The organism is Daejeonella sp., assembly GCF_030684675.1.
Lineage (GTDB): Bacteria > Bacteroidota > Bacteroidia > Sphingobacteriales > Sphingobacteriaceae > Daejeonella.
Window position 1 is genome coordinate 113,121 of record NZ_JAUXXZ010000009.1, and the last position, 24,262, is coordinate 137,382.

At 41.6% G+C, this 24,262-nt stretch carries 14 protein-coding genes; all 14 read left to right on the plus strand.

Translation table 11 applies throughout. From position 1 onward, the window contains the following. Nucleotides 1-172: 172 nt before the first annotated feature. On the plus strand, nucleotides 173-1,261 hold the full coding sequence (locus Q8M41_RS01595) for a dipeptidase (RefSeq protein ID WP_305363483.1): 1,089 nt from the start codon (nucleotides 173-175) through the stop codon (nucleotides 1,259-1,261). Between the two features lie 15 nt (nucleotides 1,262-1,276). Next, on the plus strand, nucleotides 1,277-2,389 hold the full coding sequence (locus Q8M41_RS01600; protein WP_305363484.1) for a D-TA family PLP-dependent enzyme: 1,113 nt from the start codon (nucleotides 1,277-1,279) through the stop codon (nucleotides 2,387-2,389). Nucleotides 2,390-2,416: 27 nt separating this feature from the next. Next, a complete protein-coding gene (locus tag Q8M41_RS01605; RefSeq protein WP_305363485.1) occupies nucleotides 2,417-5,413 on the plus strand; it encodes a hypothetical protein in 2,997 nt (998 codons plus the stop codon). A gap of 438 nt (nucleotides 5,414-5,851) precedes the next feature. Then, nucleotides 5,852-7,954, plus strand: coding sequence for a PQQ-binding-like beta-propeller repeat protein (locus Q8M41_RS01610; protein WP_305363486.1), 2,103 nt, complete (start codon nucleotides 5,852-5,854; stop codon nucleotides 7,952-7,954). Between the two features lie 485 nt (nucleotides 7,955-8,439). Continuing rightward, complete coding sequence (locus tag Q8M41_RS01615; protein WP_305363487.1) at nucleotides 8,440-9,441, plus strand: ThuA domain-containing protein; 1,002 nt, start codon at nucleotides 8,440-8,442, stop codon at nucleotides 9,439-9,441. A gap of 520 nt (nucleotides 9,442-9,961) precedes the next feature. Continuing rightward, nucleotides 9,962-12,997, plus strand: a complete 3,036-nt coding sequence (locus Q8M41_RS01620) for a TonB-dependent receptor (RefSeq protein ID WP_305363488.1) — start codon at nucleotides 9,962-9,964, stop codon at nucleotides 12,995-12,997. Between the two features lie 18 nt (nucleotides 12,998-13,015). Next, nucleotides 13,016-14,638 carry a RagB/SusD family nutrient uptake outer membrane protein gene (locus Q8M41_RS01625; protein ID WP_305363489.1) on the plus strand — a complete coding sequence of 541 codons (1,623 nt, stop codon included), beginning with the start codon at nucleotides 13,016-13,018 and terminating at the stop codon, nucleotides 14,636-14,638. Nucleotides 14,639-14,833: 195 nt separating this feature from the next. Continuing rightward, on the plus strand, nucleotides 14,834-15,874 hold the full coding sequence (locus tag Q8M41_RS01630; RefSeq protein ID WP_305363490.1) for an SUMF1/EgtB/PvdO family nonheme iron enzyme: 1,041 nt from the start codon (nucleotides 14,834-14,836) through the stop codon (nucleotides 15,872-15,874). 230 nt (nucleotides 15,875-16,104) lie between these two features. After that, nucleotides 16,105-17,127 (plus strand): Gfo/Idh/MocA family protein, encoded by a 1,023-nt coding sequence (locus Q8M41_RS01635; protein WP_305363491.1) that lies wholly within the window; start codon nucleotides 16,105-16,107, stop codon nucleotides 17,125-17,127. Nucleotides 17,128-17,208: 81 nt separating this feature from the next. After that, complete coding sequence (locus tag Q8M41_RS01640) at nucleotides 17,209-18,231, plus strand: Gfo/Idh/MocA family protein (RefSeq protein ID WP_305363492.1); 1,023 nt, start codon at nucleotides 17,209-17,211, stop codon at nucleotides 18,229-18,231. A 19-nt stretch (nucleotides 18,232-18,250) separates the two neighbouring features. Beyond that, nucleotides 18,251-19,030: a PIG-L deacetylase family protein gene (locus tag Q8M41_RS01645; RefSeq protein WP_305363493.1), complete on the plus strand. Its 780-nt coding sequence runs from the start codon at nucleotides 18,251-18,253 to the stop codon at nucleotides 19,028-19,030. Nucleotides 19,031-19,076: 46 nt separating this feature from the next. Next, a complete protein-coding gene (locus Q8M41_RS01650; protein ID WP_305363494.1) occupies nucleotides 19,077-20,009 on the plus strand; it encodes a hypothetical protein in 933 nt (310 codons plus the stop codon). A 47-nt stretch (nucleotides 20,010-20,056) separates the two neighbouring features. Next, nucleotides 20,057-23,152: a PVC-type heme-binding CxxCH protein gene (locus tag Q8M41_RS01655; RefSeq protein WP_305363495.1), complete on the plus strand. Its 3,096-nt coding sequence runs from the start codon at nucleotides 20,057-20,059 to the stop codon at nucleotides 23,150-23,152. Nucleotides 23,153-23,227: 75 nt separating this feature from the next. Continuing rightward, nucleotides 23,228-24,247: a Gfo/Idh/MocA family protein gene (locus tag Q8M41_RS01660; RefSeq protein ID WP_305363496.1), complete on the plus strand. Its 1,020-nt coding sequence runs from the start codon at nucleotides 23,228-23,230 to the stop codon at nucleotides 24,245-24,247. Nucleotides 24,248-24,262 lie beyond the last annotated feature (15 nt).

The following is a 24,262-nucleotide window of genomic DNA, read 5'->3' on the forward strand; positions in this document are numbered from 1 at the left end:
TAATATAGATCCCTAAAGGAATTTCACATAGTTAGAAGCCCGGAAGCCGGGCTTCTAACTATGCCCCTAACATATACACCCTAAAACTATGTATCTATGTGGTTTTTAATTGCGACATAAAGAAAGAAAATTTAGCTTTTAAATATTTCTCTTTACTTTTCAGAATAAAGAAATGACTGAAGAATCAATATTTATTTTTGATTGCCATCTCGATCTGTCGATGAATGCGATTGAATGGAACCGGGATCTTAAAAAATCTGTTTATGAGATCCGGGAGAGTGAGATGGGAATGACAGATAAACTTGATCGGGGTCTTGGAACGGTAGCATTGCCTGAATTACGCAAGGGTAAGATTGGTCTGGTGGTTGCCACACAGATTGCCCGTTATGTAGAACGGGGCAGTCTTATTCCGGGCTGGAATTCTCCTGAGATTGCATGGGGAATTTCTCAAGCTCAGTTAGCCTGGTACCGTGCGATGGAAGATCAGGGTGAGATGGTGCAGATTACTAACCTCAGCCAGATGGAAGCCCATCTGGCACTTTGGTTTGATAAAACCATTCCTGATAAAGGGAAACCGGTGGGATATATACTCAGTCTTGAAGGCGCAGATTCCTTCGTCAATATTTCTTATCTTGAAAAAGCATATGCTTATGGCCTAAGGGCTTGCGGTCCGGCACATTATGGTCCGGGCAGGTATGCTGCAGGTACCGGCAGGACCGAAGGACTCACAGCCGCAGGCAGGGAGCTTGTTGCTGAGATGGATCGTTTGAATATGATTCTGGATGTTACCCACTTAACAGATAAAGGCTTTGATGAGGCAACATCCATGTATCAAGGACCGGTATGGGCAAGCCATCATAATTGCCGTAAACTGGTAGATAACCAAAGGCAGTTAACAGATGATCAGATTAAAGTTCTGATAGAGAGAAATGCTGTGATTGGCGGAGTTTTCGATACCTGGATGCTGACTGACAATTGGGTGCGTGGAAAAGACGATCCTAAAGAAAGAAATGTACATCTGGAGCTGATTGTAGATCATTATGACCATATCTGCCAACTCGCAGGAAACAGTCTGAACGTTGCCATTGGCAGTGATCTGGATGGTGCTTATGGGAAGGAACAGTCGCCTTATGATCTTGAAGACATTTCTGATCTGCAAAAACTGAATGGGATGTTAAAGCGTAGAGGATATTCAGCCGAAGATATTGAGAATATATTTTATAAAAACTGGTTGCGCTTCCTAAGAAAAGCCTGGGCCTGATTTAATGATTATCCGATGAACTGGTACACAATAAAAGATGTAGAAAATATTGATTCTCCGGCACTTGTGGTCTACAAGGATCGGGTTGAGCATAATATCCGGAAGGTTTTGACTATGGTCAAAGATCCGGCACAGCTCAGACCTCATGTTAAGACCAATAAAATGCTTGAGGTCTGCAAAATGATGCGGGATTCAGGAATCAGGAAATTTAAGGCTGCCAGCATAGCTGAGGCAGAAATGCTCGGAATGGCAGGCGCTGAAGATGTGATACTGGCCTATCAGCCTGTAAAGCCAAAATTTCTTCGTCTTTTGAAGCTGATTGATGCATATCCTGCTACAAAGTATTCCTGTCTCGTAGATAACATTGAATCTGCCCGCATGTTCTCCGAACTAATGTCAGCCAGGACCCGGATCGGGTCCGGGTTGACAGTGTTCATTGACCTGAATGTTGAAATGAACCGAACCGGGATAAAACCTGCTCAGGCATACGACTTATTTAAAGAATTGCAGAAGCTCCCAGGCATTGAATTCAAAGGTTTTCATGCCTATGATGGCCATATCCGGGATTATGATCTGGCAGAGCGTATTGCCCATTGTGACCGTGATTTTAAAGAAGCTGAAGAGCTTCGAAATAAAATTCAGTCTGAAGGTTATGGTTTACCACTGCTTGTCGCGGGTGGAACGCCAACATTTGCCATTCACTCATCAAAACAAAACACAGAATGCTGCCCGGGAACATTTATTTTCTGGGATAAGGGCTATCATGATGCCTTGCCTGAGCAGGACTTTCAGTATGCAGGGCTTGTCCTGACGAGGGTTATTTCACTACCGGCTGAAGATAAAATATGCATCGATCTTGGGCATAAATCGATTGCTTCAGAAAATGATTTGCAGAAGCGGGTTTACTTTTTAAATCATCCGGAACTGAAGCCCCTTGGTCAGAGTGAAGAACACCTGGTTATTGAGGTAGCTAAGAATCATAATTTTAAGATTGGAGATATTTTATATGCGCTCCCGATTCATATATGCCCTACAGTCGCACTTTACGACCGCGCGGTAATTATAAAAGATGGAGAAGTGTGTGATACATGGAAAGTGGTTGCCAGAGACCGACAGATTAATTATTGACAATTTACACGTCCTAAAATAATTATTATGGTTGCAGCCATCTTGCTGAATACAAGGTCTAAGATTTTGTATTCCTTTCTCCGGTCTTTACATTCCGGGCTTATCCTTCTGCCAAATGCTTTTTTCAAAATATTCCTGATCACATTATTGGGATTAATTTTTGAATCTGCCGATCCTTTGTTTGCTGCTGATATCATTATTCAGAATGATAAAATCGAATATGCCATTGATGATCAGGGAAAGAACCTGCGTTTTATCGATAAAGCAAGCAAAACGGATTATCTCGATAAAAAATCAGCTTCTTATATTGCCTCCATAAAAAAAGATGGCAGGGAGTTTCCTGTTAGTGCTGTTTCCTTAAGAGGCAATCTTTTAAAACTGGAGTTTAAAACTGCTGGACTGACTGCTGATCTTCTTTTGGATATTGAAAAGGATCGTTTCAGACTGGAAGTTGTGAATGTAAGTGGTTCTGTTGAATCCCTTACCTTTATAAATATTCCGCTCAAGCTGGAAGGAATGCCTTATGAACCTTTTGCTGCTTGCGTGCTATCCATGAATCCGCAGACTCATGTTTTTGCACTTCCCGCTTTACAATCTCATATGAAAGCCACTGCTTACGAGCGTTTTGGGATGAAAGGTGCAAAGGTGACGGTTTTGGGTGTTCCTCAAAAAGAGATGCTTCCTCTGATTCGGGAGGTGATGATTAATGCCACAGATATTCCACATTCCAATGCCGGTGGAGCCTGGGCACAGCAGTCGAAGGAAGGTTTCGGCTCTTATCTGATGAATTTTGGAACACTCACTGAAGATACTGTGGATGAATGGATTAAAATGTGCAAAAGCCTTGGCTTTACTCAGATTGATAATCATGGTGGTGGGAAATTTTTCAGGTTTGGAGATTTTGAACTTGACCCTGAAAAATGGCCGGATGGATGGGATAATTTCAAGCGAATCAATAAGCGCCTTCATGATGCAGGGATCTCTTCCATTTTTCATACTTATGCCTTTTTCATCGATAAGAATTCAAAATATGTGACGCCAGTCCCTCGTGAGGATCTGGGCTATTTTAACTCTTTTACCATCGCTAAAGCAATAGGTGAAGCGGATACTGAAGTTGAAGTTCAGGAATCGACAGCGGATATTTCATTGATTACCGGATTTTTTGTTAGGAATAGCCGTACTATAAGGGTGGGAACCGAATTGATTGAATTTGACGGCATAAGCAAAAATGCCCCATATAAATTCACCGGACTCAAGCGTGGGGCAAACGGAACAAAAGCATCAGCACATACGGTCAATGAAAAGGCCTACCATCTGAGGGAAATGTTTGGCAGGTTTGCACCTGGTGTTGAAACACCCTTATTTAGTGAGATCGCTAAAAGAACCGCTGAAATTGTGGAACAGGCAAATTTCGACGGAATTTATTTTGATGCGATTGATGGGAGCGATATTCTTGCCGGGCCTGAAAATTTCTGGTATTATGGAGGTAAGTTCGTTTTTGAAGTTGCTAAAAATTTGAAACGCCCGGTAGGCATGGAAATGAGTTCCATGATTCACCATTGGTGGCATTATCGCTCCAGGTGGCAGGCATGGGACCGCCCTACACGGGGTTATAAACGCTTTATTGATATTCATTCATCTTCCATTAAGTCGGATGAGTATGAGCATGGTTTATGGCGCGGAAATGTAGCCCAGATCAATAAAATTGCACCTGCAGAGAATGGCGGGCTTTTACTTCCGCTGCAGTTGGGCTGGTGGGCACATCAGACCTGGAATCCTCCGCAGGTAGAGCCGACTTTCTCAGACGATATTGAATATTTGGGAAGCAAAATGATCGGAAATAATGCCGGTTTGGCGATGCTGGGTGGTTTCGATGAGAAAGCCCTGAATGAAAATCCGGCATTCAGGAGGTTGAATGCAATCATCAAGCAGTATGAGGAATTGCGTCATCAGAATTATTTCAGCGATAGTATTAAGCAACAGCTGAGAGTCCCGGGCAAAGATTTCTCTCTGTTCCAGTCGGCCGATGGGGCCTGGAAGTTCAAACCCATGAGTTACCAGAAGCACAAAGTTTCAGGTCTTGACCATCCTTCTGCTATTTGGAAGGTTAAAAATGAATTTGCAGCACAGCCTTTGCAATTAAGAATCGAGCCGCTTATGTCTGTCAAATCATACGATGATCCCGAAAATATGGTTTTGTCCGATTTCTCAGGTATATCTGAGTTCAAGCAGGATTCTACAGCAAAAGGAATCAGCGGGGGATTAAAGCCCGCATTGGAGAAGACACTTGCTGGTGAATCGGCGATTTCTTTTACTGCTCAAAGCACAGGGGCATCAGCAAGGGATGCATCCTGGATCAATATGCAGAAACAATTCGAATCAATCCTGGATCTGAAAAACAATAAAGCTTTAGGCGTTTGGGTAAAGGGAGATGGTAATGGGCAGCTTTTAAACCTGAGGATTGAGAGCCCACATCATATCTCACATGGTGCCCGCGGTGATCATTACATAAAAATCGATTTTGTCGGCTGGAAGTATTTTGAGCTTGTAGAAATTGAATCTTCCGAATTCAGCAATTATGTATGGCCGGCACCCTATTCAAGTGCCAGCTTCTATGTGTATGATTCATACCGCCATGAAGTGGCATTCGATAAAGTTGATAAGCTGCAAATATGGTACAACAACCTGCCCGCGGGTAAGCAGGTTGAAACGCTGATCGGTCTGGTGAAAGCTTTACCCATCGTTTCAAATACGATTGTCAATCCTTCGATTATGATCGGTACTGAAAAGATCATTTTCCCGGTCAGCATGGAATCGGGTATGTATCTGGAATTCAAGTCCGAAACAGATTGTAAACTTTACGGACCTAAGGGCGAATTTATAAAAGAGGTTCAGGTTCAGGGCAAAGTTCCGGCGCTTAGGACAGGGGAAAATCAGATATCATTTGGTGCTGAACCCAATAGTGGAGTTAAACCCCGGGTGCAGCTGACGATTATTACTGAGGGGAAGCCTTTGTTGAATTAAGTGCCCATTATCCAAATAACCGCTTGTTTCTTGTGATTGCTAGCGCATGCGTGTCGCGTGTGCTCTTTCCATTATGTTTTTAGGGACGATGGAACACGCGGCACGCGTGCGCTAACAGCGAACATCCTTAGCCGCAATTGTGAAAACCTTTCCCTATAAGATCATTTTTAATCCAAATCAATTTCTGTAAAATAGTATTACTAATGTAAAAGGAAGTATCAGCTTGTCCTCTTGCTCCAGCTTATTTTTGAATTAATTCCTGTCTTTTAAGCCAGAAAGAAGATTAAAACAGTATTTTTTTGATTTACAAGCTTCAGACATTTGCAGATGATCTGTACAGGTACACGGCATGGGATTTAATCTTCCCTATCATATACTCCCTGTCTGATATTCTTCATAAGGGAGAAGAATCATCTCTAAAAAATTTTAAATATTGATATGAAAAAATTGCTGCAGTTTCTCTGTATTCCATTATTTGTTGTATTTGGAATATTCGCATTTACCAATCAGATTGATGATGGGGAAGATTGGCCTTCATATCTCGGAGGACCAGAAATGAACCACTATTCTTCGCTTGATCAGATCAACAGATCGAATGTTAGCAGGCTTGAAGTGGCATGGCAATATAATACACTTGATTCAGGGGTATTTCAGTGTAATCCGATAATTATTAAGGGGGTTTTATATGGGATCTCTGCGGCTGGAAATGCATTCGCATTAATTGGAGCCACCGGAGAAGAGAAATGGCGATTTAATCCGGACACTGTTAAAAGATTCCTTGTAAACCGTGGAGTAACTTTTTGGGAGGATGGGGAAGATAAGCGCATTTTATTTAGCTATGATCAGTGGTTGTATGCTCTTGATGCAAATACCGGAAAACCGGTCAAGGAGTTTGGTATCGATGGCCGGGTGAGTTTAAAATCTGGTTTGGGGAAACCTGAAGCACTCGAAAAGAAATATTTAATGTCTAGAACACCGGGCACCATTTATAAGGATCTTCTCATAATGCCTACGGTGATGATGGAAAGTGCCGGAGCAGCACCCGGTTTTATCCAGGCCTTCAATGTCAGGACCGGGAAGATAGCATGGGTTTTTCATACGATACCCTTGCCGGGGGAGTTTGGCTATGATACCTGGCCTGTTGATGTACATGACAGGGGAATTGTTGGTGGTGCGAATAACTGGACCGGAATGGCGATTGATAAAAAGCGGGGCATAGTTTATGCGCCGACGGGAGCAGCGGCCCCCGACTTTTTTGGCGGAAGCAGAAAAGGAGCAAACCTATTTGCCAGTACACTGCTTGCTTTGGATGTTAATACAGGCAAGAGGATATGGCACTATCAGTTCGTAAGACATGATATCTGGGACCGGGATATTCCTTCACCACCGAATTTGATGACCATCAAAAGAAATGGCAAAAGTATTGACGTTGTAGCCCAGTTTACAAAATCTGGTCATGTCTTTGTTTTTGACCGGGAAACAGGGAAGCCAATTTTCCCAATCAGGGAAGTTTCAGTGCCAAAATCACCTGTTGCAGAAGAGGAGGCCTGGCCTACCCAGCCGCTTCCAACTATGCCGGCTCCAGTCTCAAGGAATTTAATAGCTGAATCTGACCTGAATACAGCGTCCCCTGATTACGATTCTTTGCTTCAGGTATTCCGTGGAACCTTGAAGGGTATATTTCAGCCTTTCAGTGATAAACCTACGCTAGTAGTGCCGGGATTAAACGGTGGTGCAGAATGGGGTGGCGCAGCAGCAGATCGGGATGGTATTTTATATGTCAATTCTAATGAAGTACCATGGATTGTGACCATAAAGTCTAACACAGGCTTTGGCGAAATGAGTCGCGGGCAGGCGATGTATGTACAAAACTGTAGTCCCTGTCATGGTGTAGATAAATTTGGGAACCTGGCAAGTGGTTTTCCAGCTCTGAGCACTATCAAAAACAAGTTGAAAAAGTCTGAAGTTCATGAGATTATTGCCAGTGGTAAAGGAAAGATGCCCGGCTTCCCTCAAATTTCGGATGATGACAGAAAAGCGATCTTAAACTATTTATTTGATGAAGAGAGTGAGAAAGATAAGCTTGCTTCAGCAAAGAATGTGTTCGGTGCAGTTGAGCCCTGGGATCTGAAGGGTTACAGCAAATTTCTGGACAGCAATGGAGATCCGGGAATAAAACCGCCATGGGGAATCCTTACTGCAGTTGACCTGAATACCGGCTTGCATAAGTGGAAGGTACCATTGGGGGATGTTAAAAAATATAAGGATCAGGGGCTTGCTACCGGGACTGAGAACTATGGTGGTCCGATAGTTACAGCAAGTGGTTTATTATTCATTGCCGCAAGCAAAGATGCCAAATTCAGGGTATTTGATAAGCTAAACGGAAAATTGTTATGGGAAGCTGATCTTCCAACGGCAGGGTATGCAACTCCGAGTACCTATATGGTTAATGGTGTACAATATGTTGTGGTATCATGCGGAGGGGCAAGATTAGGGGCTCAAAAAGGCGATCATGTTGTTGCATTCAAGCTGCGTAAATAAGAATCACCAGTGTCCGTGGAAAGCTTGAAATGGAATTTCCTAAAAATTTAGGAGGTTCCAGCTTTCGCTGAATGACAGCCTATGGGGTGGGATTGGGAATACGGCCTTCGCCGGAATCTGATTGGTATCAATTTCTATTTTTAATGCAGGGGCTTTTTCAGGCACTACGATCCTGACGAATTCAGGATCTCCCCAATACTAAAAAAATGCATGTCATTCCCGAAAGCTGGAACCTCATTTTGCTTATCCTATAATTTTGATAAAACAGGAGGGCATGCTTTTAAAAACGTTAATAAATTTTTCTGCTGTTCGGGATGTTAGCCTGCGCATCCCGTACTCCAGATAAAAGCGGGTTTAAAACCCGCATCATCTGAAATTCGACATGCCTTGCAGAACATGTCGAACAGCGGTTTCTCATATCTCATATCTCACATCTCAACATGAATACACCAATGAACACAACTTTAAATAGAAATTCAATTCTGATGAAATATTTCTTAACCAGTATTTTAATTCTTTCAATGCATTTCTCCTTCGCTCAAAAGGAAGGCCCATGGCTTCATTTTTCTCCTCCTGCCGGACAGTCTAACGGGAAATATATAGTTCTTGTTGGCGGGGATGAAGCTTACAGATCTGAAGAATCATTGCCGATGCTGGCTAAAATTTTAGCTGAGCGTCATGGGTTCCGCACCACGGTATTATTTGCTATTAATCCTGAAACAGGATTTATTGATCCGAATTATCATCAAAATATTCCCGGTCTTCAGTTTTTGGCTAAAGCTGATCTGATGATAATTGCGACCCGGTTCAGAGAGTTGCCGGATGATCAGATGCAGCACATTCATAATTATTTTGTTGCGGGGAAGCCGGTAATCGGCTTGCGGACTGCCACGCATGCATTTCATTATAGCCGAAATCCGAATAATAAATACGCGAAATATGGATTTAAAAGTAATGAGAAAGGCTGGGAGGGTGGTTTCGGGAAACGTATTCTGGGAGAAAACTGGGTGAATCATCATGGAGCCAGTGGAAAGGAAGGCACCCGGGGATTAATAAATGGACTTGAAGTGGCGGATGCTAACCCGATCTTAAATGGAATTAATGACATCTGGACAACAACAGAGGTTTACGGTATTAAAAGTCTTCCTTCAAATTCTAAGGTTTTGCTTTGGGGCCAGGGAACAGAAGGCGTATCTCCTGCAGGGCCGGGAATCTGGAAAAGATCCATTATGCCGGTTGCCTGGACGAGAACTTATTTAAGTGAATCGGGTAAAAAGGGCAGAGTGTTTACAACTACCATGGGCGCCGCAATTGATTTTACCAATGAAGACCTTCGGCGCTTAGTTGTGAATGCATCATACTGGGCTGTAGGTTTAGAGAAAAATATTCCTGCGAAGGGCAATGTTGATTATGTCGGAAAATATGAGCCTACAATGTTCGGAATGGATGGTTTTCAGAAGGGTAAAAAGCCGCTGGATTATAAATAATTAGGTATCATGTGCGATAAGTTCGCCTTTGCTTTCGAAAGAGCGAGGACTTACGAACTTACTTAGGCGACATGCAAGATAAGTTCGTCAGTCGCCTCCCAGATATGTGACTAACGAAATCTACTTTCCACTCGTTTAGGTGATTTCGCGAGTCTGAGAGTAAAAACTCTGCTGTTCGGGATGTTAGCCTGCGCATCCCGTACTCCAGATAAAAGCGGGTTTAAAACCCGCATCATCTGAAATTCGACATGCCTTGCAGAACATGTCGAACAGCGGAGTTTCGCGAGTCTGAGAGCGAATACTTAAGCCCCCGTCTCTTCCCGATTTGGATTGATTTCTATGGGATAGTTAGTGTCAAATAAACACTCTAAAAGGGAATCTATGAAGGAAATGTTATGAAATAGGGTAATTTCTTAATTAGCTGACTTTTTGGAATATAGTATTATTAATGTAAAGAGAAGTACTGGATTGAGGCTTATACGAGAGTTAAATTTGATTTCACCTTAAACAATAATTAATTATGAAAAGTATTTTACTACTATTTCTCGTGTTGTTTAGTACCTCGTACTATGCAAGTGCGCAAAGCCGAACCGTTACAGGGAAGGTAACTGATACGAAAGGGGAAACTCTACCGGGTGTCAGTATTAAGTTAAAAGGAACCTCAGTTGGGGCTACTTCTGGTATGGATGGAAGGTACTCGATCAATGTATCGGGTAACAACAGTGTTCTTGTAGTTACTTACATCGGTTTTGTAACTCAGGAAATTGCCGTAAACAATCAAACTTCACTTGATATTGCTTTAGTTAGCGATGTTCAGGGACTGGAAGAAGTCGTTGTTGTAGGTTATGGTACACAGAAGAAAGTGAATCTAACAGGTTCAGTAGCTTCGGTAAGTTCCGAGCAATTGGAGAAGAGAGCGGTAACAAAATCTTCTCTTGCCCTGCAGGGTCAAATGAGTGGTATCCAGGTGCGTCAGGGGGGAGGAAATCCTGCAAGCAACGGAGCTTCTCTGGTTATCAGAGGACAAGGTACATTTAGTGGTGCGGGCAATAGTCCACTCGTCCTAGTTGATAATATCGAAGCTTCCCTGGATCTCGTGGATCCTAACGATATTGAGAGTGTTTCAATTTTGAAGGATGCTGCTTCTGCTGCAATTTTTGGTTCAAAAGCTGCAAACGGGGTTATCTTAGTTACAACAAAGAAGGGAATTGCAGGGAAGCCGATATTTACCTATAATTCCTATATAGGTAAGACAGAAGCAACCATGGTTCCTGAGATGATTAATTCATGGGAATATGCAGAAGTTATTAATCAGGTTTTTGTTGATGCTGGCGCAGCAAAGAGGTATTCTGACGCTGACATTGAAAAGTTCAGATCTGGAACAGATCCGGTGAACTTTCCAAATTTCGATCACATTGGTAATTTATTTAATTCAGGTAATGGTATTTCAACCCGGCATGATATTTCTGCCCGTGGTGGATCGGAACAAACACAATATATGTTTTCTTTAGGTTATTATAATGAAAATGGTATAATCACAAAAAATGATGCAAACCGCTATAATATTCGTGTAAACCTTGACAGCAGATTAAACGATAAGCTAAAGTTTAGTCTTAAGATGGCAGGAAATTTAAGCAGGAATAACCAACCTTCCGGTGTAAATGGCCTGGGCCTTGGAACTATCGTAGGGGGTGCTATGCGTAATGCAAATTCTATCCCTGGAAGAATGCCCGATGGGTTTTATGGAAGAAATGAGACACTTCATCCGGAAGCAGATTTAGAAAGCGCTTCATTTCTGCAAAACAGAGGCACTAATTTTTATACCAATGGTAGTGTAATATGGGATGTTTTTAAAGATCTTAAAATTACCGGACAAATTGGTCACACTTATGGTTTAGATCAATCTAAAGCTTATGTAGCTAAATATGCAATTACCCCTACTTATGGGAATGCTTTAAATAGTTTAAATGAAAATTGGTATCAGGGAACTGCTTTGACTCTTCAAACTATAGCCGAATACAATAAAAAGGTAAAAGATCATAACTTCTACCTGCTTGGGGGTGTTTCAGGTCAGACATATGATGACAAAAGTCTTGGTGCTTTCAGGGATGCATTTCCAAACAATAGTATTTATGAAATTAATGCAGGATCAACAAGCCGTGGAAGACAATCAGGAGGTGCATCAAGAAATACATTGCAATCCTATTTTGGAAGATTTAATTACAACTTCCGTGATAAATACCTATTCGAGGCAAATGCCCGTTATGATGGATCTTCACGTTTCCCACAGGACAGCAGATGGGGCTTATTTCCTTCATTCTCAGCAGCATGGAGAGTATCACAAGAGAGCTTTTTCAAGGATGCAAAGGATGGAATGCCATGGTTAAGTGATCTTAAATTCCGTGCTTCATGGGGTAAATTAGGTAATCAATCGATCGGAAATTATCCGTATCAGGACTTGCTCTCTCTTGCGCCGGTTTACCCATTTGGCAGTACACTAAGTGCCGGTGCAGCCGTAACTACACTAGCTAATAAAAACATTACCTGGGAGACTACAACAATTAATAATGTTGGCCTTGATTTGGGTCTCTTTAATGATAAATTATCCCTTTCAGCGGATTACTTTGTTAAAACTACAGATGATATTCTTTATAGTGTTTCTGTATCCAATATGTTGGGAGCTACTCCTGCACTAACCAATGCAGGTTCAGTTGAAAACAGAGGATGGGATTTCAATCTGAATTATAGAAATGTTGTTGGAGAGTTTTCCTATGGGGTCTCCGCTATTGTTTCATTTGTTAATAATAAGGTAACTAAATTATCAAAGATCGATCGGGATATTGCCAGGGGACTTTTCGTGGGATACCCTATTGGTAGTGCTTACGGATTTAAAAGTGATGGTTTATTCGGAAGCAATGCAGACGTTGCCGGTTATGCAACCCAACCATTTGCAGATCAGGCTCAGGGTGGAGGAATTAAGTATTTAGATATTAGCGGCCCAAGTGGTGTGCCTGACGGTGTTGTGAATGCAACATACGATAGGACTATCATTGGAAAACCACTTCCTACATCAACCTATGCTTTAACCTTAAACGGAGGATTTAAAAATTTCGATTTTAATTTGATGGTGCAGGGAGAAGGCGGAAGAAACGATCAGGTCAATCTTGGCCAGTTCTTCTTCCCGCTTGAAAACAATAGTAATGTGCAACGGGATGCTTATGAAAACAGATGGACACCTCAAAATCCAAATCCGAATGCAGCATATCCTAAATTGCGTAACATAGCTTCCGGATTTTTTAACACCAACCGTGTTGATTTCTGGTATCGCGATGCTACCTTTTTAAGACTTAAAAATGCTCAGATTGGATATACTTTGCCTAAGAAGCTAATAAGCCGTGCAGGTATGAGCAGTTTACGTCTTTATGTTAGCGGTGAAAATCTATTTACTCTTTCAGATTTCTATAAAGGTTGGGATCCTGAAATGCAAACAGGTGGTTCTGCCTGGTATTACCCGCTAAGCAAATTGTATGTTGCAGGTATAAGTTTGAAATTTTAATCAATTAAGATAATGATTATGAAAATATATAATAGAATAAGGATAGTAAGTGCATGTGTACTGATTTCTTTAGTCAGTCTATCCGGATGTCAAAAAGATTTGCTGGATCAGCAGCCATTAACAGAACTATCAGAGGGTGCTTTTTGGGAAAGCGAAGGGGATGCGATGCTGGCCCTGACCGGAATATACAACGGAAGTAGTGTTGGTAATAATGCTTATAATAATGAGCTGCTTATTTTGGCAAGTATGACCGATGATTCAGACTATAAAAATAGTAAAGTAGGACTCATTTATAGTGGTTATGTGGTTTCAAGTGATGGGCAAGTAGTGGGCTCCATCTGGCAAAGGGCTTATCGTACGATTTTTAAAGCCAATTATTTTCTTGCGAATGTTGACAAAGTAAAAATGGATGCTGCTAAGAAAGCTGAGGTGATTGCTGAAGCCAAATTCTTAAGAGCTTATGAGTACTGGCAACTTGCTATGTATTATGGGGGTGTTCCATTGGTTAAACAGGTTTTAAGTATTGATGATTCGAACAACCAGGTTCGTGCTACCCTAGCTGAAGTTACTGAATATGCTAAAACTGAACTTGTGGCAGCATCTAAAGATTTACCAGCAAGTAGACCAGAGAATCAAAAGGGCCGTGTTCTAAAGGCTGCAGCACTTGCTGTTAAGGGAAGGTTAGATTTAATGGATAAAAAATGGGCAGATGCAGTTAAAACCTATAAAGAAATTATCGATCTGAATGCTCATATTATTGATCCCCGTTATAAAGCGATTTTTGAAGAAAGAGGAGAAAATAGTAAGGAGATTATTTTGTCTACTAACTGTATAGCTGGCCTTTATGGAAATCCTCAGAATCAATTGGGTTATCATCCGGATGTTTATGGTGGTTACCAGGAAGATGGTGCATTGGAAGAGTTGGTTAGTAGCTATCTGATGAAAGATGGATTGCCTATTGAAACATCACCGTTATATGACCCGGCTAATCCTTTTGCAAATCGTGACCCTCGTATTTATGCTACTATCTTTCTGCCAAATTATACTGTATTTAACGGTGTAAAATTCACAACAGCAAATAGCGGAATAGGTAAGCTGGTCGGTGCTACAGGATATGGCTGGAAGAAGTATGTTACTGAAGGTTATGCAGGAGCTAATAATTCTTCTGGTGATGACATTATTCATATACGTTATGCAGAGGTGCTTTTAAGTTATTTAGAAGCTAAAATTGAAAATAACGAAGCTATTACACAGGCCCTGCTTGATGAAACAATTAACAAGGTTAGAGGTCGGGCTGAAGTAGCTATGCCTAATGTTACTGAAACAGATCGTACAAAACTACGGGAAATAGTTCGAAGGGAAAGAAGGATTGAATTCGCTCTGGAACGTGTTATCAGATACATGGATATTCGGAGATGGGGTATTTGGTTTGATGTTATGGAACAACAATTTCATGGTATGAAACTTACCGATGACCCTGCTAACTATACTGCTTCAAAGGTTGAACTTACAGGAAAATATAAAGGTCACTTGATGACGATTAATAAAAAGGGAACCCATAAACGAGGCTGGGCACTGCTTCCTATTCCTTTAACTGAAATACAGTTAAACCCAAAGCTAATCCAAAATCCTGATTATTGATTTGTTAGCTTAACTATGCTTTTTTAAAAAATATTATAGAATTTCCGGCCTGCATTTGCAGGCCGGAAATTCTATAATATGATTGTTTAGCAATTTACTCCTACTATCAAAGTCAATATTATGAAAAGGACATTGTTGTTTATTTTATTTTTTGGAATTATTGTCTTTTTGAGTCCACAATCCATAACGGGGCTTATGGCAACAGCTCATGGAAACAGTAATAGTTTCCGTTCGGATCTAAAACCCAAACAGAATACTGTAAAAAAGCTAGATTTAGGAGGAGGCGTTTCACTTGAAGTGCTATATATCCCACCCGGAGAATTTAAGATGGGCAGTACAGCAGCAGAGAAAGCCTGGGCAACTGGCATTGAAGGCGGAGCAACACCAGGAACTGCACGAGAATCCTATGAAGGTGAAAATCCACGCCCAATGCGTGTAAAGGATGGTTTCTGGATGGGACGTACAGAAGTTAGTGTTGGTCAGTTTAAACGTTTCGTTGAAGAAAGTGGTTACATTACAGATGCAGAGAAACCGGGCGGTAAAACCCAGGTTTTTGATCCTGAATGGAAGATCACTGCCAAGGCACCACCTCATCCCTGGATCTCAGTAAGTGGCAAGAGCTGGCGCGATCCCAATTTTGGTTTCCCGCTGAGAAATGATTATCCAGTAGTTTGTGTGAGTTGGAATGATGGTAAAGCATTTTGTGAGTGGCTGACTAAACGGGAGAGGGCCGCAGGCCGCCTTCCAAAAGGACTAGAATATCGTCTGCCTACTGAAGCGGAATGGGAATATGCAGCCAGGGGAGGTCTTGAAGGTACCTATTACTGGTGGGGTAATGATCTGAGTGATGGCGAAGGTCGTTTAAATATTTCTGCTATTGACTTTTTGCCTGGCCGGAATAAGACATGGCCATTAGCTAAAGCACCCTGGAGTGATGGTTTTGCATTCGTATCTCCCGTTGATCATTTTGGAGAAAGAGGAAGAAATGGTTTCGGATTGGCGGATATGTGTGGCGGTGTATGGGAAATTGTATTAGATCATTTTGATCCCAAAGGGGGCCATGAGGAGCCTCTTTTTACTGATCAGAACTATCGTCCTGTCTGCCGTAGCGGAAATTATTTTGACGTTCCGGGGAATGCACGTATAGCGGTTCGCCTGGGACTTCAGGGGGTTAGTTATTCCGATTCCAGGGATGGTTTTCGAATCGCTTTAGGAGTAGCACGCGACAAAAAGTAACAGGTGCTTTTTGGGGATACCGATCCTGAACTTTAATGAGATTAAGCAATCCAAAATAGCCGTATTGCTTAATCTCATTTTATAAATTAGAATTATATTTAATTACAATAAATGGTACAATCTTCTATGTCGATAAATTTATAGAAAAAAGTATCATTAATGTAAACAGGAGTATCTGATTAATTTGTCAAAGAAAGTGAAATTTGATTTCCCTTAAATCCATTTATTAAATGAAGAACAGAATTCAACGTCGTGATTTCCTTAGGACCGCAAGCTTAGCAGGAATTGGTATTGGACTGAGCAGTATGTCCCAAATGTTATTTGCAAATGATGCTTCTCAGAAAAAGATCAGAATAGGTATTATCGGACTATCAGTACATACTGAGGCTTTTTCAGAAATGCTTAATGCGGAGGTAGTTGATGCGGATATCGCGGGCTTCAGGGTTGTTGCTATCTATCATCCCAAAGGTAATCCTGATGTCGAGTTCAAAGCTGAGATGCTGGCCGACTGGGCCGCAAAGGCTAAAGGACGGGGAATTGAACTTGTTGATTCTGTAGATAAGATGCTTGCTATGTCGGATGTGGTGATGCTTGAAACCAATGATGGAAGACCACACATGGAGCAGGTATTGCCGGTTTTTAAAGCAGGGAAACCGGTATTTATTGATAAACCAATCGGAGCGAATTTAAAGGAAGTTGTGCAAATATTGAACGCTGCAAAAAAATACAAGGTGCCTGTTTTTTCTTCCTCATCGCTGAGATATGTTAGCGGAGCACAGGAAATCCGAAATGGGAAAGTGGGTAAGGTCCTTGGTGCAGAGGCCTATAGCCCTGCCTCATTGCAGGCATCTCATACCGATATGTATTGGTATGGAATTCACGGTGTTGAATCACTGTATACAATTATGGGAGGTGTAGGTTGTCAGCAGGTTACCCGTACATCCACTCAGGATACTGATGTGATCGTTGGCACCTGGGAGGGTGGTCGGATTGGGGTATTCAGAGGATTGAGGGCAGGTACCAGAGGTTATGGAGGAACGGCTTTTGGAGAAAAAGGGATAGCCAATGTTGGGACATTCGAAGGTTATCGGAGATTGCTTGTTCCGGTTGCAGAATTCTTTCGGACCCAGAAATCTCCGGTTGATCTCGCAGAAACACTTGAGATCTATGCTTTTATGGAAGCGGCTGATGAGAGTAAAAGACTTGGGGGTGTTCCGGTGACTTTAGCAAGTGTGCTGGCAAAAGCCAATTAACCACTAAGAAATATTTTAACCACACTATTAATAATTTTTAAATAAAACAATAATTTCTAATTTTTTAAACAATAAGCATTTATGAAAAAGTATAATGTAGGTATAATTGGGTATAGCTGGGTTGCTACTGCACACATCACAGCTATTAATAAAAGTCCAAATGCTCAGGTTACAGCTATTTATTCATCGCGCCCGCATGACGATGCAGCTGAAAGTGAAAAATGGGGTTCACCAATCAAAACCTATACCGATTTAAGCGCAATGCTATCCGATAAGAGTATTGACGCAGTATCAATTACCAGTTATTCTGATCAGCATGCCGCTCAGGCTGTTGCCGCTGCCAGAGCTGGCAAGCATATCATTCTTGAAAAGCCTATGGCACTTTCATGGGAAGACTGTTTACTGATTGAATCTGAAGTTAAAAAGGCAGGAGTAAAGGTTTGCATCTGTTTCGAGTGCCGTTATTCCAATCAATTTATGGTTACTAAAGCACTTGTCGATACTGGTTTGATTGGTGATATTCATTATGCTGAGGTTGATTACCTCCATGGACTTGGTCCATGGTATGGTCAGTACCACTGGAATATTAAAAAGGATAAAGGCGGTAGCTCTATTCTTACAGCCGGCTGCCATGCATTAGACGCTATGCTTTTATTCATGGGAACTGACGTTGAGGAAGTTACCAGCTATGAAACAAAATCTAAAAATCCAATTTTCCAGGCTTATGAGTATACCACCAGTAGGGTAAGTATTTTCAAATTTAAAGATGGAAGAGTTGGTAAATCTTCAGCTATTATTGATTGTATTCAACCTTATTATTTCCATACCCATCTTTTTGGCAGTGAAGGAAGTCTTCTGGACGATAAGTTTCACTCTGAGAAACTCGGAACAGACCATCATTTATGGAGTTCATTAGCCATGAAAATGCTGGATACCGGAGATGTGGCAGATCATCCTTATCAGGCACAGTTTGATAAGTTTTTTGAATGCCTGCTTGAAGGAGCAGATATGCCACTTACAAGTTTGAGCGACGGGATAAAAACTCATGAAATCATTTTTGCTGCCGATAAATCAGCTGCAACCGGAAAACCAGTGAGATTATAATATTATTTGATAGGGCTAAATGAAGAAGACAGCACTGGCAGTAGCCGCGCATCCTGATGATATTGAATTCATGATGGCCGGAACATTGGTCTTATTGAAAAATCAAGGCTATGAGATTCACTACATGAATCTTTCAACTGGTAATTGTGGAAGCATAGAATATGATTCTTTAACTACTACTGAAATAAGGTTCAAGGAAGCCCAAAATGCAGCCGATATTTTAGGCGCCCAATTCCATGGTCCCATTTGCAATGATTTCGAGATATTCTATGAACTTGATTTACTCAGAAAGTTAACAGGAGTTATTCGTATGATTAAGCCTTCGGTGATTTTAACACATTCGCCGTCTGATTATATGGAAGACCATATGAATACGAGCCGTTTAGCTGTTACAGCTGCTTTTATTCGCGGCGTTCCCAATTTTCCTGCCGATCATGCTGCGGTAAATAATTACGATTGTGCCGTTTATCATGCCCTGCCTCATTCACTTTTAGATCCTTTGAGACGTAAGGTAATCCCTGAGATTTTTATAGATACCAGTGCTGTTCACGCTAAAAAGCGTGAAGCTCTTGGGGCTCACAAAAGTCAGCAGAATTGGTTAGAAGACAGTCAGAAAATGAATTCCTATATCCAGTCAATGGAAAATTTCTCTTTAACAGTTGGCAGCATGTCCAATCGCTTTGAACATGCAGAAGGATGGAGGAGACACCTGCATTTTGGCTTCTCTGAAGGTGGATTTGATCCTTTGAAAGAACTGGGGGCATGTTATTTAACAAATGAAGATTACAAATTCGAATAAAAAAACAATAAACAACAAAATACTATAACAATTTTAAAAGAATATTATGCGTAAGAAAAGTTCTATTGCTCCGGGTTGGTGGGATTATACCACTTTGGATTTAGGTCAGAAAGTAACAGATAAAATAGCAGCCTTGACTCCTGAAGAAATGATTAAGATGTCTAGACCAGGCTTCAAAGTAGTTTTTTATGATACCATAGAAGAGTTTTACTTAGCTGAAGCCCTTGAGTTTATTAGTTCATGGAAATCAGCTACAGCTGCTAATCCTGTAGGCATTTGCGGGCCAATCGGTCCAACTGAGCAGTTGCCCCTGGTTGCTATGCTGGTTAATGAAATGGGCTTATCGCTTAAACATGCACACTTCTGGTGCATGGATGAATGGGTAATTGATGGTAAGGAAGTGTCAGAGAGCCATCCTTTATCGTTTAAGAGAGCTTTCAAATCATTATGTCTGAACAGAATCCGTAAGGATTTAGTGATGCCTGATGAGAACGTTCATTTTGCCCAGGCAGATACCGCAGAGTACATCAATAGCTGGACAAAAGCTAAATGTGCGATTATGCAGGGTGGACAGGGTGATGTTAAGCATTGGGCATTCAACGAGCCGCCTATGCGTGAAGGAAAATACATCGACAATCCGCCTACAGTTGAAGAATACAAACAACTGACTACGCGTGTTCTTGATCTTCACCCAATAACTATTGCACAAAACTCAAGATTACATTGCGGCGGAAATGCACCAACAATACCAACACAGGCAGTAACAGTAGGCCCTAAGGAAACCTGGCAGGCAGATAAAATTTCAATCTGGCATGCAGGTGCTCACGATAACCCTTTTGGACAAAGGTTAACGACTTATATGATTTCAAACAATATTCCTGATGTATCTGTTCCGATGTCTGTTCTTGCAGATCATCCAAATGTTCAGTTCAACTTTTTGAGATCAGGTTTGGGTACATGTTCAGTGGAAATGCACTAATAAAAAGCAGGTATCTTACATAAGAAATAACGATTAATAAAGAAAAGATGAATAAACTCAAAGAACTAAGAAAATTACTGGTGCGACCTATTTTTCTTAATGGCAGTAATGTTTTAAAACTGGTTGCGCCAGCTCTCTTAATCCCTTTGATAATTTTTTTGGCCAGCTGGAGACAAAGTCCAAAGTTTGAACTCAGGGCAGGTGATAGAATTGCTGTTATTGGTAATGGACTTGCCGATCGAATGCAGCACGATGGCTGGCTCGAAACCTATCTGCAATCTGTTTATCCAAATGGAAAGTTAGTTTTCAGGGAATTGGGTTATACCGGCGACCAGGTTCACTATCGTCCACGTGCACACGAAGGTTTTGGAGATAGCGACACGCATTTAACAAATGTTGGTGCTAACGTTATCTTCGCCTTTTTTGGTTATAATGAGTCGTTTGAAGACAAACCTGCAGAGTTTAAGAAGCAGTTAGTTGCTTTTATAGACTATACCCGGAAGCAAAAGTATGATAAGAAAGCTGCTCCACGTCTGGTACTGTTTTCGCCAATAGCTCACGAAAACCTGAACTCCAAAAATCTACCTGATGGTAAAGAGAACAATCGTCGATTAGCGGCCTATACGCTTGCCATGTCGCAGGTAGCCAAAGAAAAGGGCGTTCCTTTCCTTGATTTGTTCAGCGCTACACAAAAAATGTATGATAGTACGACTGAGCCTTTAACTATTAACGGGGTTCATCTGAATAATGAAGGAAACAGAAGATTGGGACTTTACATAACTGAAAACCTGTTTGGTAAAAAAGTAAGTATGGCCAAGGTTGGATTGGATTCCTTAAGAAGTTCTGTTGTAGATAAAAACTGGCATTGGTTTAATCGTTATCGTTCAACCAGTGGAAATGATGTATGGGGTACACGTACTATTCAGGATGGTAACCATGTTACACTGCAGAATGAATTGAAAATGTTTGAAGCCATGACTGCCAACCGTGATAAACGTGTTTGGGCCAGAGCACAGGGTAAAGATATTAAGGTTGATGACAGTAATGTTCCAGAGCCATATCCTGTTGGCACGCATATTACGCGTGACATAAAATATTTGAGTGCTGAAGAGGCGATCGGGCGTATGACTATACCTAAAGATTTTAAAGTTACCGTATTCGCTTCTGAAGATAAGTTTCCCGAGATCGCCAATCCTGTAGCCATGCAGATTGATACTAAAGGTCAGATCTGGGTAGCTTCATGGGCCGATTATCCGAAATGGGAGCCGATGAAACCAATGAAGGACCGAATTGTTACCCTGAAAGACGAGAATGGAGATGGGGTAGCGGATAAAGCCACAACCTTTGCTTATGTAACAAATCCAACAGGTTTTGAATTATGGAATGGTGGTGTGATTGTGGTTTCAGCTCCTGATATTTTATTCCTCAAGGATACCAACGGAGATGGTGTGGCTGATGTTCGGTATCGTATGTTAGGTGGTTTGGGTTCTGATGATACCCATCATACCGCAAACAATCTTATTTATGGTCCCGATGGCAATATTTACTATCAGAGAGGGATTTTCATCCTGGAGAATATTGAAACGCCATGGCGCAAGAGTGCTGAATCAGGTGAGTCAGGTTTGTATCGCTTCAATCCGCGTACTTTTGATTTTTCACTCGTAGTGGATAACAGCCCTAATCCACATGGGATTAGTTTTGATAAATGGGGGAACCAATTTATCACTGATGGAACCACAGGGAAGGCTTTTCAGGTATATTTCAAGCGTACTGTGACGTCTACTACTGACAAAGGCGATTTTGAGAAGCGTCCATTATTTAAACAAACCATCAGGCCTTATACCTCTAGCCAGATATTATCCAGTGGAAATTTTCCAGAAGAATACCAAAATAACTTATTGGTTTACAATGTTATTGGTTTTCAAGGGATTAAAAGGTACAAATTGAATTACCTGGATGAAGGTGTCATTGAGGGTGAAGAAGCCGGGAACCTGATTTTCACCGGAAGCAATCCTGCATTTGCTCCAAGTTCAGAAGCTACTCCCAGAGTCATCGGTAAGGATTATAGCGGAGATCCCAATTTCCGTCCTAGTGATGGTGTGGTGGGATTTGATGGAGCCCTTTACTTTGGAGACTGGCATCAGGCAGTTATTACACACTCTCCATATAATCTGAGAGATTTAAGTCGTGACCACGAGCATGGCCGTATCTATCGCATGGTAGCTACTAACAGACCTCTGCAGAAGCCGGTTTCAATTTATGGCGAGCCAATTGAAAATCTTTTGGAGCTGTTCAGACATCCCGTTGATGGAATACGTCATGCTGTACGTGTTGAGCTGAGTGCCAGAAACACGGATGAAGTGATCCAGAAAGCACAGGAGTGGGTTGCTAAATTGGATCCAAAGAAAAAAGAAGATGCATTACCTATGCTTGAGATTCTTTGGTTGCATCAGCAGCACAATGTCATAAACAGACCATTGCTTGTTAAAGTACTTAGTTCACCTGAGTATCAGGCAAGACTGGCAGCTCAAAGGGTAAACTTCTTCTGGAGTGGCAAGGACACATTCAAACCTGCTAAATCCGAAGCTAGTGTTACCGGGATGCAAAATAGAACTGGTTATGAGAAATTCTGGAAAGTTCCCGGATCCATGGATCCAAGTACAAACCATCAGGATCACAAAACGACAATTCCAAAGCCTGCAACACCTGCAAGTTCAACAGCTATAAGTACTAAGGGTCCGGAATTGCAAAATGAAAAAATTGCAATCCTGACAATAGAGGCTACTGATGAATTGCGCTTCAATCTTAAGGGACAGCTTTTGGCGGAGTTTAGTGTTAAAGCAGCACAATCTGTAGAATTAACAGTGGACAACCAGGGATTAATGCCCCATAATCTTCTGATTACAAAACCAGGAACAGCCGATGATGTTGCGCTAAAGGCCATAGAATTAGGAGACAAAGGTATGTTAAAGAATTATGTCCCTGATGGTGATATGGTACTTTATGCAACTAAACTATTAATGGGGGGAGGCAAGGAGACCATCAAATTTACGGCTCCTACTGCGGCAGGAGATTACCCTTTCGTTTGTACATTCCCTGGTCACTCCTTCACGATGCGTGGGATTATGAAGGTGGTAAAGTAATTGTGAATTAAGGTATTCAGCATTAACACTTGAAAAAACTACAGATATTCTGCACTAATGAGTTCGAATTCAAAAATGGGAAATAGTGAACGGCATAATCTTCTAATGAAGTCTCTTGGAATGGGCGCAGGTATCGGAATACATGCTTCAGCCTTTGCAGAGGCCATTCCCCAGGAGGAGATTAAAGTTGGAGTTATTGGGCTTTCAGTTCATAGTGCTGCTTATACAGAAATCATTAATTCCGGTGCTTCGAGTCCTGAGTTTACTGGATGCAGAGTAGTAGCGATTTTTCATCCCAAGGGTAATCCGGATGTGGAATTTTCCGAAAAACAGCTGCAGAGCTTCACTGATACGATTAAAGGACAGGGTGTAGAATTTGTAAGTTCTATTAAAAAGCTACTTAAAAAGGTTGATGCGGTGATGCTGTTAACCAACGACGGGCGACCTCATTTGAAAGAGATCATTCCGGTATTGAAGGCAGGGAAACCGGTTTATGTGGATAAACCACTTGCGGCAAGCTTATCGGATGTATCGGCAATCTTCAAAGTGTCGAAAAAATATAATGTGCCTATGTTTTCCTGTTCACCGCTTCGCTATGTTAAAGAAGCTCAGGATATCCGTGAAGGGAAAATAGTAGGTAAGGTTTTGGGAGCAAATACCTTTGGCCCTGCACCTTTGCAGAAATCGCATGTTGATCTCTTTTGGGATGGTATTCATGCGGTTGAATCTCTGTATACCGTATTAGGAGGAACAGGATGTAAAACTGTCAGCAGGACAACTGCAGATGATGCCGATGTCGTTGTCGGAACATGGGAAGATGGCCGTATTGGTGTTTTTCGTGGAATACGTAAAGGAAGAAGCGGTTTCGGAGGTACAGCATTCGGCGATAAAGGTATAGCTTCAATCGGAGCATTTAATGGCTACCGCCCACTGGTGGTAGCCATTGTAACGTTTTTTCGCTCAGGTATAGTACCGGTAAGTGATGAAGAAACGATAGAAATTTATGCCTTTATGGAGGCTGCGGATGAAAGTAAGAGGCTTGGAGGAATTCCGGTTAAGCTGTCTGATGTTTTATCGCAGACAAAAATGAAGTAAATAGTGCTGGTGCGA

Excerpts from the sequence above, each read along its gene's own strand:
- Q8M41_RS01595 (WP_305363483.1), top strand. The coding sequence starts at position 173 with ATGACTGAAGAATCAATATTTATTTTTGATTGCCATCTCGATCTGTCG.
- Q8M41_RS01600 (WP_305363484.1), top strand. The coding sequence starts at position 1,277 with ATGAACTGGTACACAATAAAAGATGTAGAAAATATTGATTCTCCGGCA.
- Q8M41_RS01605 (WP_305363485.1), top strand. The coding sequence starts at position 2,417 with ATGGTTGCAGCCATCTTGCTGAATACAAGGTCTAAGATTTTGTATTCC.
- Q8M41_RS01610 (WP_305363486.1), top strand. The coding sequence starts at position 5,852 with ATGAAAAAATTGCTGCAGTTTCTCTGTATTCCATTATTTGTTGTATTT.
- Q8M41_RS01615 (WP_305363487.1), top strand. The coding sequence starts at position 8,440 with ATGAAATATTTCTTAACCAGTATTTTAATTCTTTCAATGCATTTCTCC.
- Q8M41_RS01620 (WP_305363488.1), top strand. The coding sequence starts at position 9,962 with ATGAAAAGTATTTTACTACTATTTCTCGTGTTGTTTAGTACCTCGTAC.
- Q8M41_RS01625 (WP_305363489.1), top strand. The coding sequence starts at position 13,016 with ATGAAAATATATAATAGAATAAGGATAGTAAGTGCATGTGTACTGATT.
- Q8M41_RS01630 (WP_305363490.1), top strand. The coding sequence starts at position 14,834 with ATGGCAACAGCTCATGGAAACAGTAATAGTTTCCGTTCGGATCTAAAA.
- Q8M41_RS01635 (WP_305363491.1), top strand. The coding sequence starts at position 16,105 with ATGAAGAACAGAATTCAACGTCGTGATTTCCTTAGGACCGCAAGCTTA.
- Q8M41_RS01640 (WP_305363492.1), top strand. The coding sequence starts at position 17,209 with ATGAAAAAGTATAATGTAGGTATAATTGGGTATAGCTGGGTTGCTACT.
- Q8M41_RS01645 (WP_305363493.1), top strand. The coding sequence starts at position 18,251 with ATGAAGAAGACAGCACTGGCAGTAGCCGCGCATCCTGATGATATTGAA.
- Q8M41_RS01650 (WP_305363494.1), top strand. The coding sequence starts at position 19,077 with ATGCGTAAGAAAAGTTCTATTGCTCCGGGTTGGTGGGATTATACCACT.
- Q8M41_RS01655 (WP_305363495.1), top strand. The coding sequence starts at position 20,057 with ATGAATAAACTCAAAGAACTAAGAAAATTACTGGTGCGACCTATTTTT.
- Q8M41_RS01660 (WP_305363496.1), top strand. The coding sequence starts at position 23,228 with ATGGGAAATAGTGAACGGCATAATCTTCTAATGAAGTCTCTTGGAATG.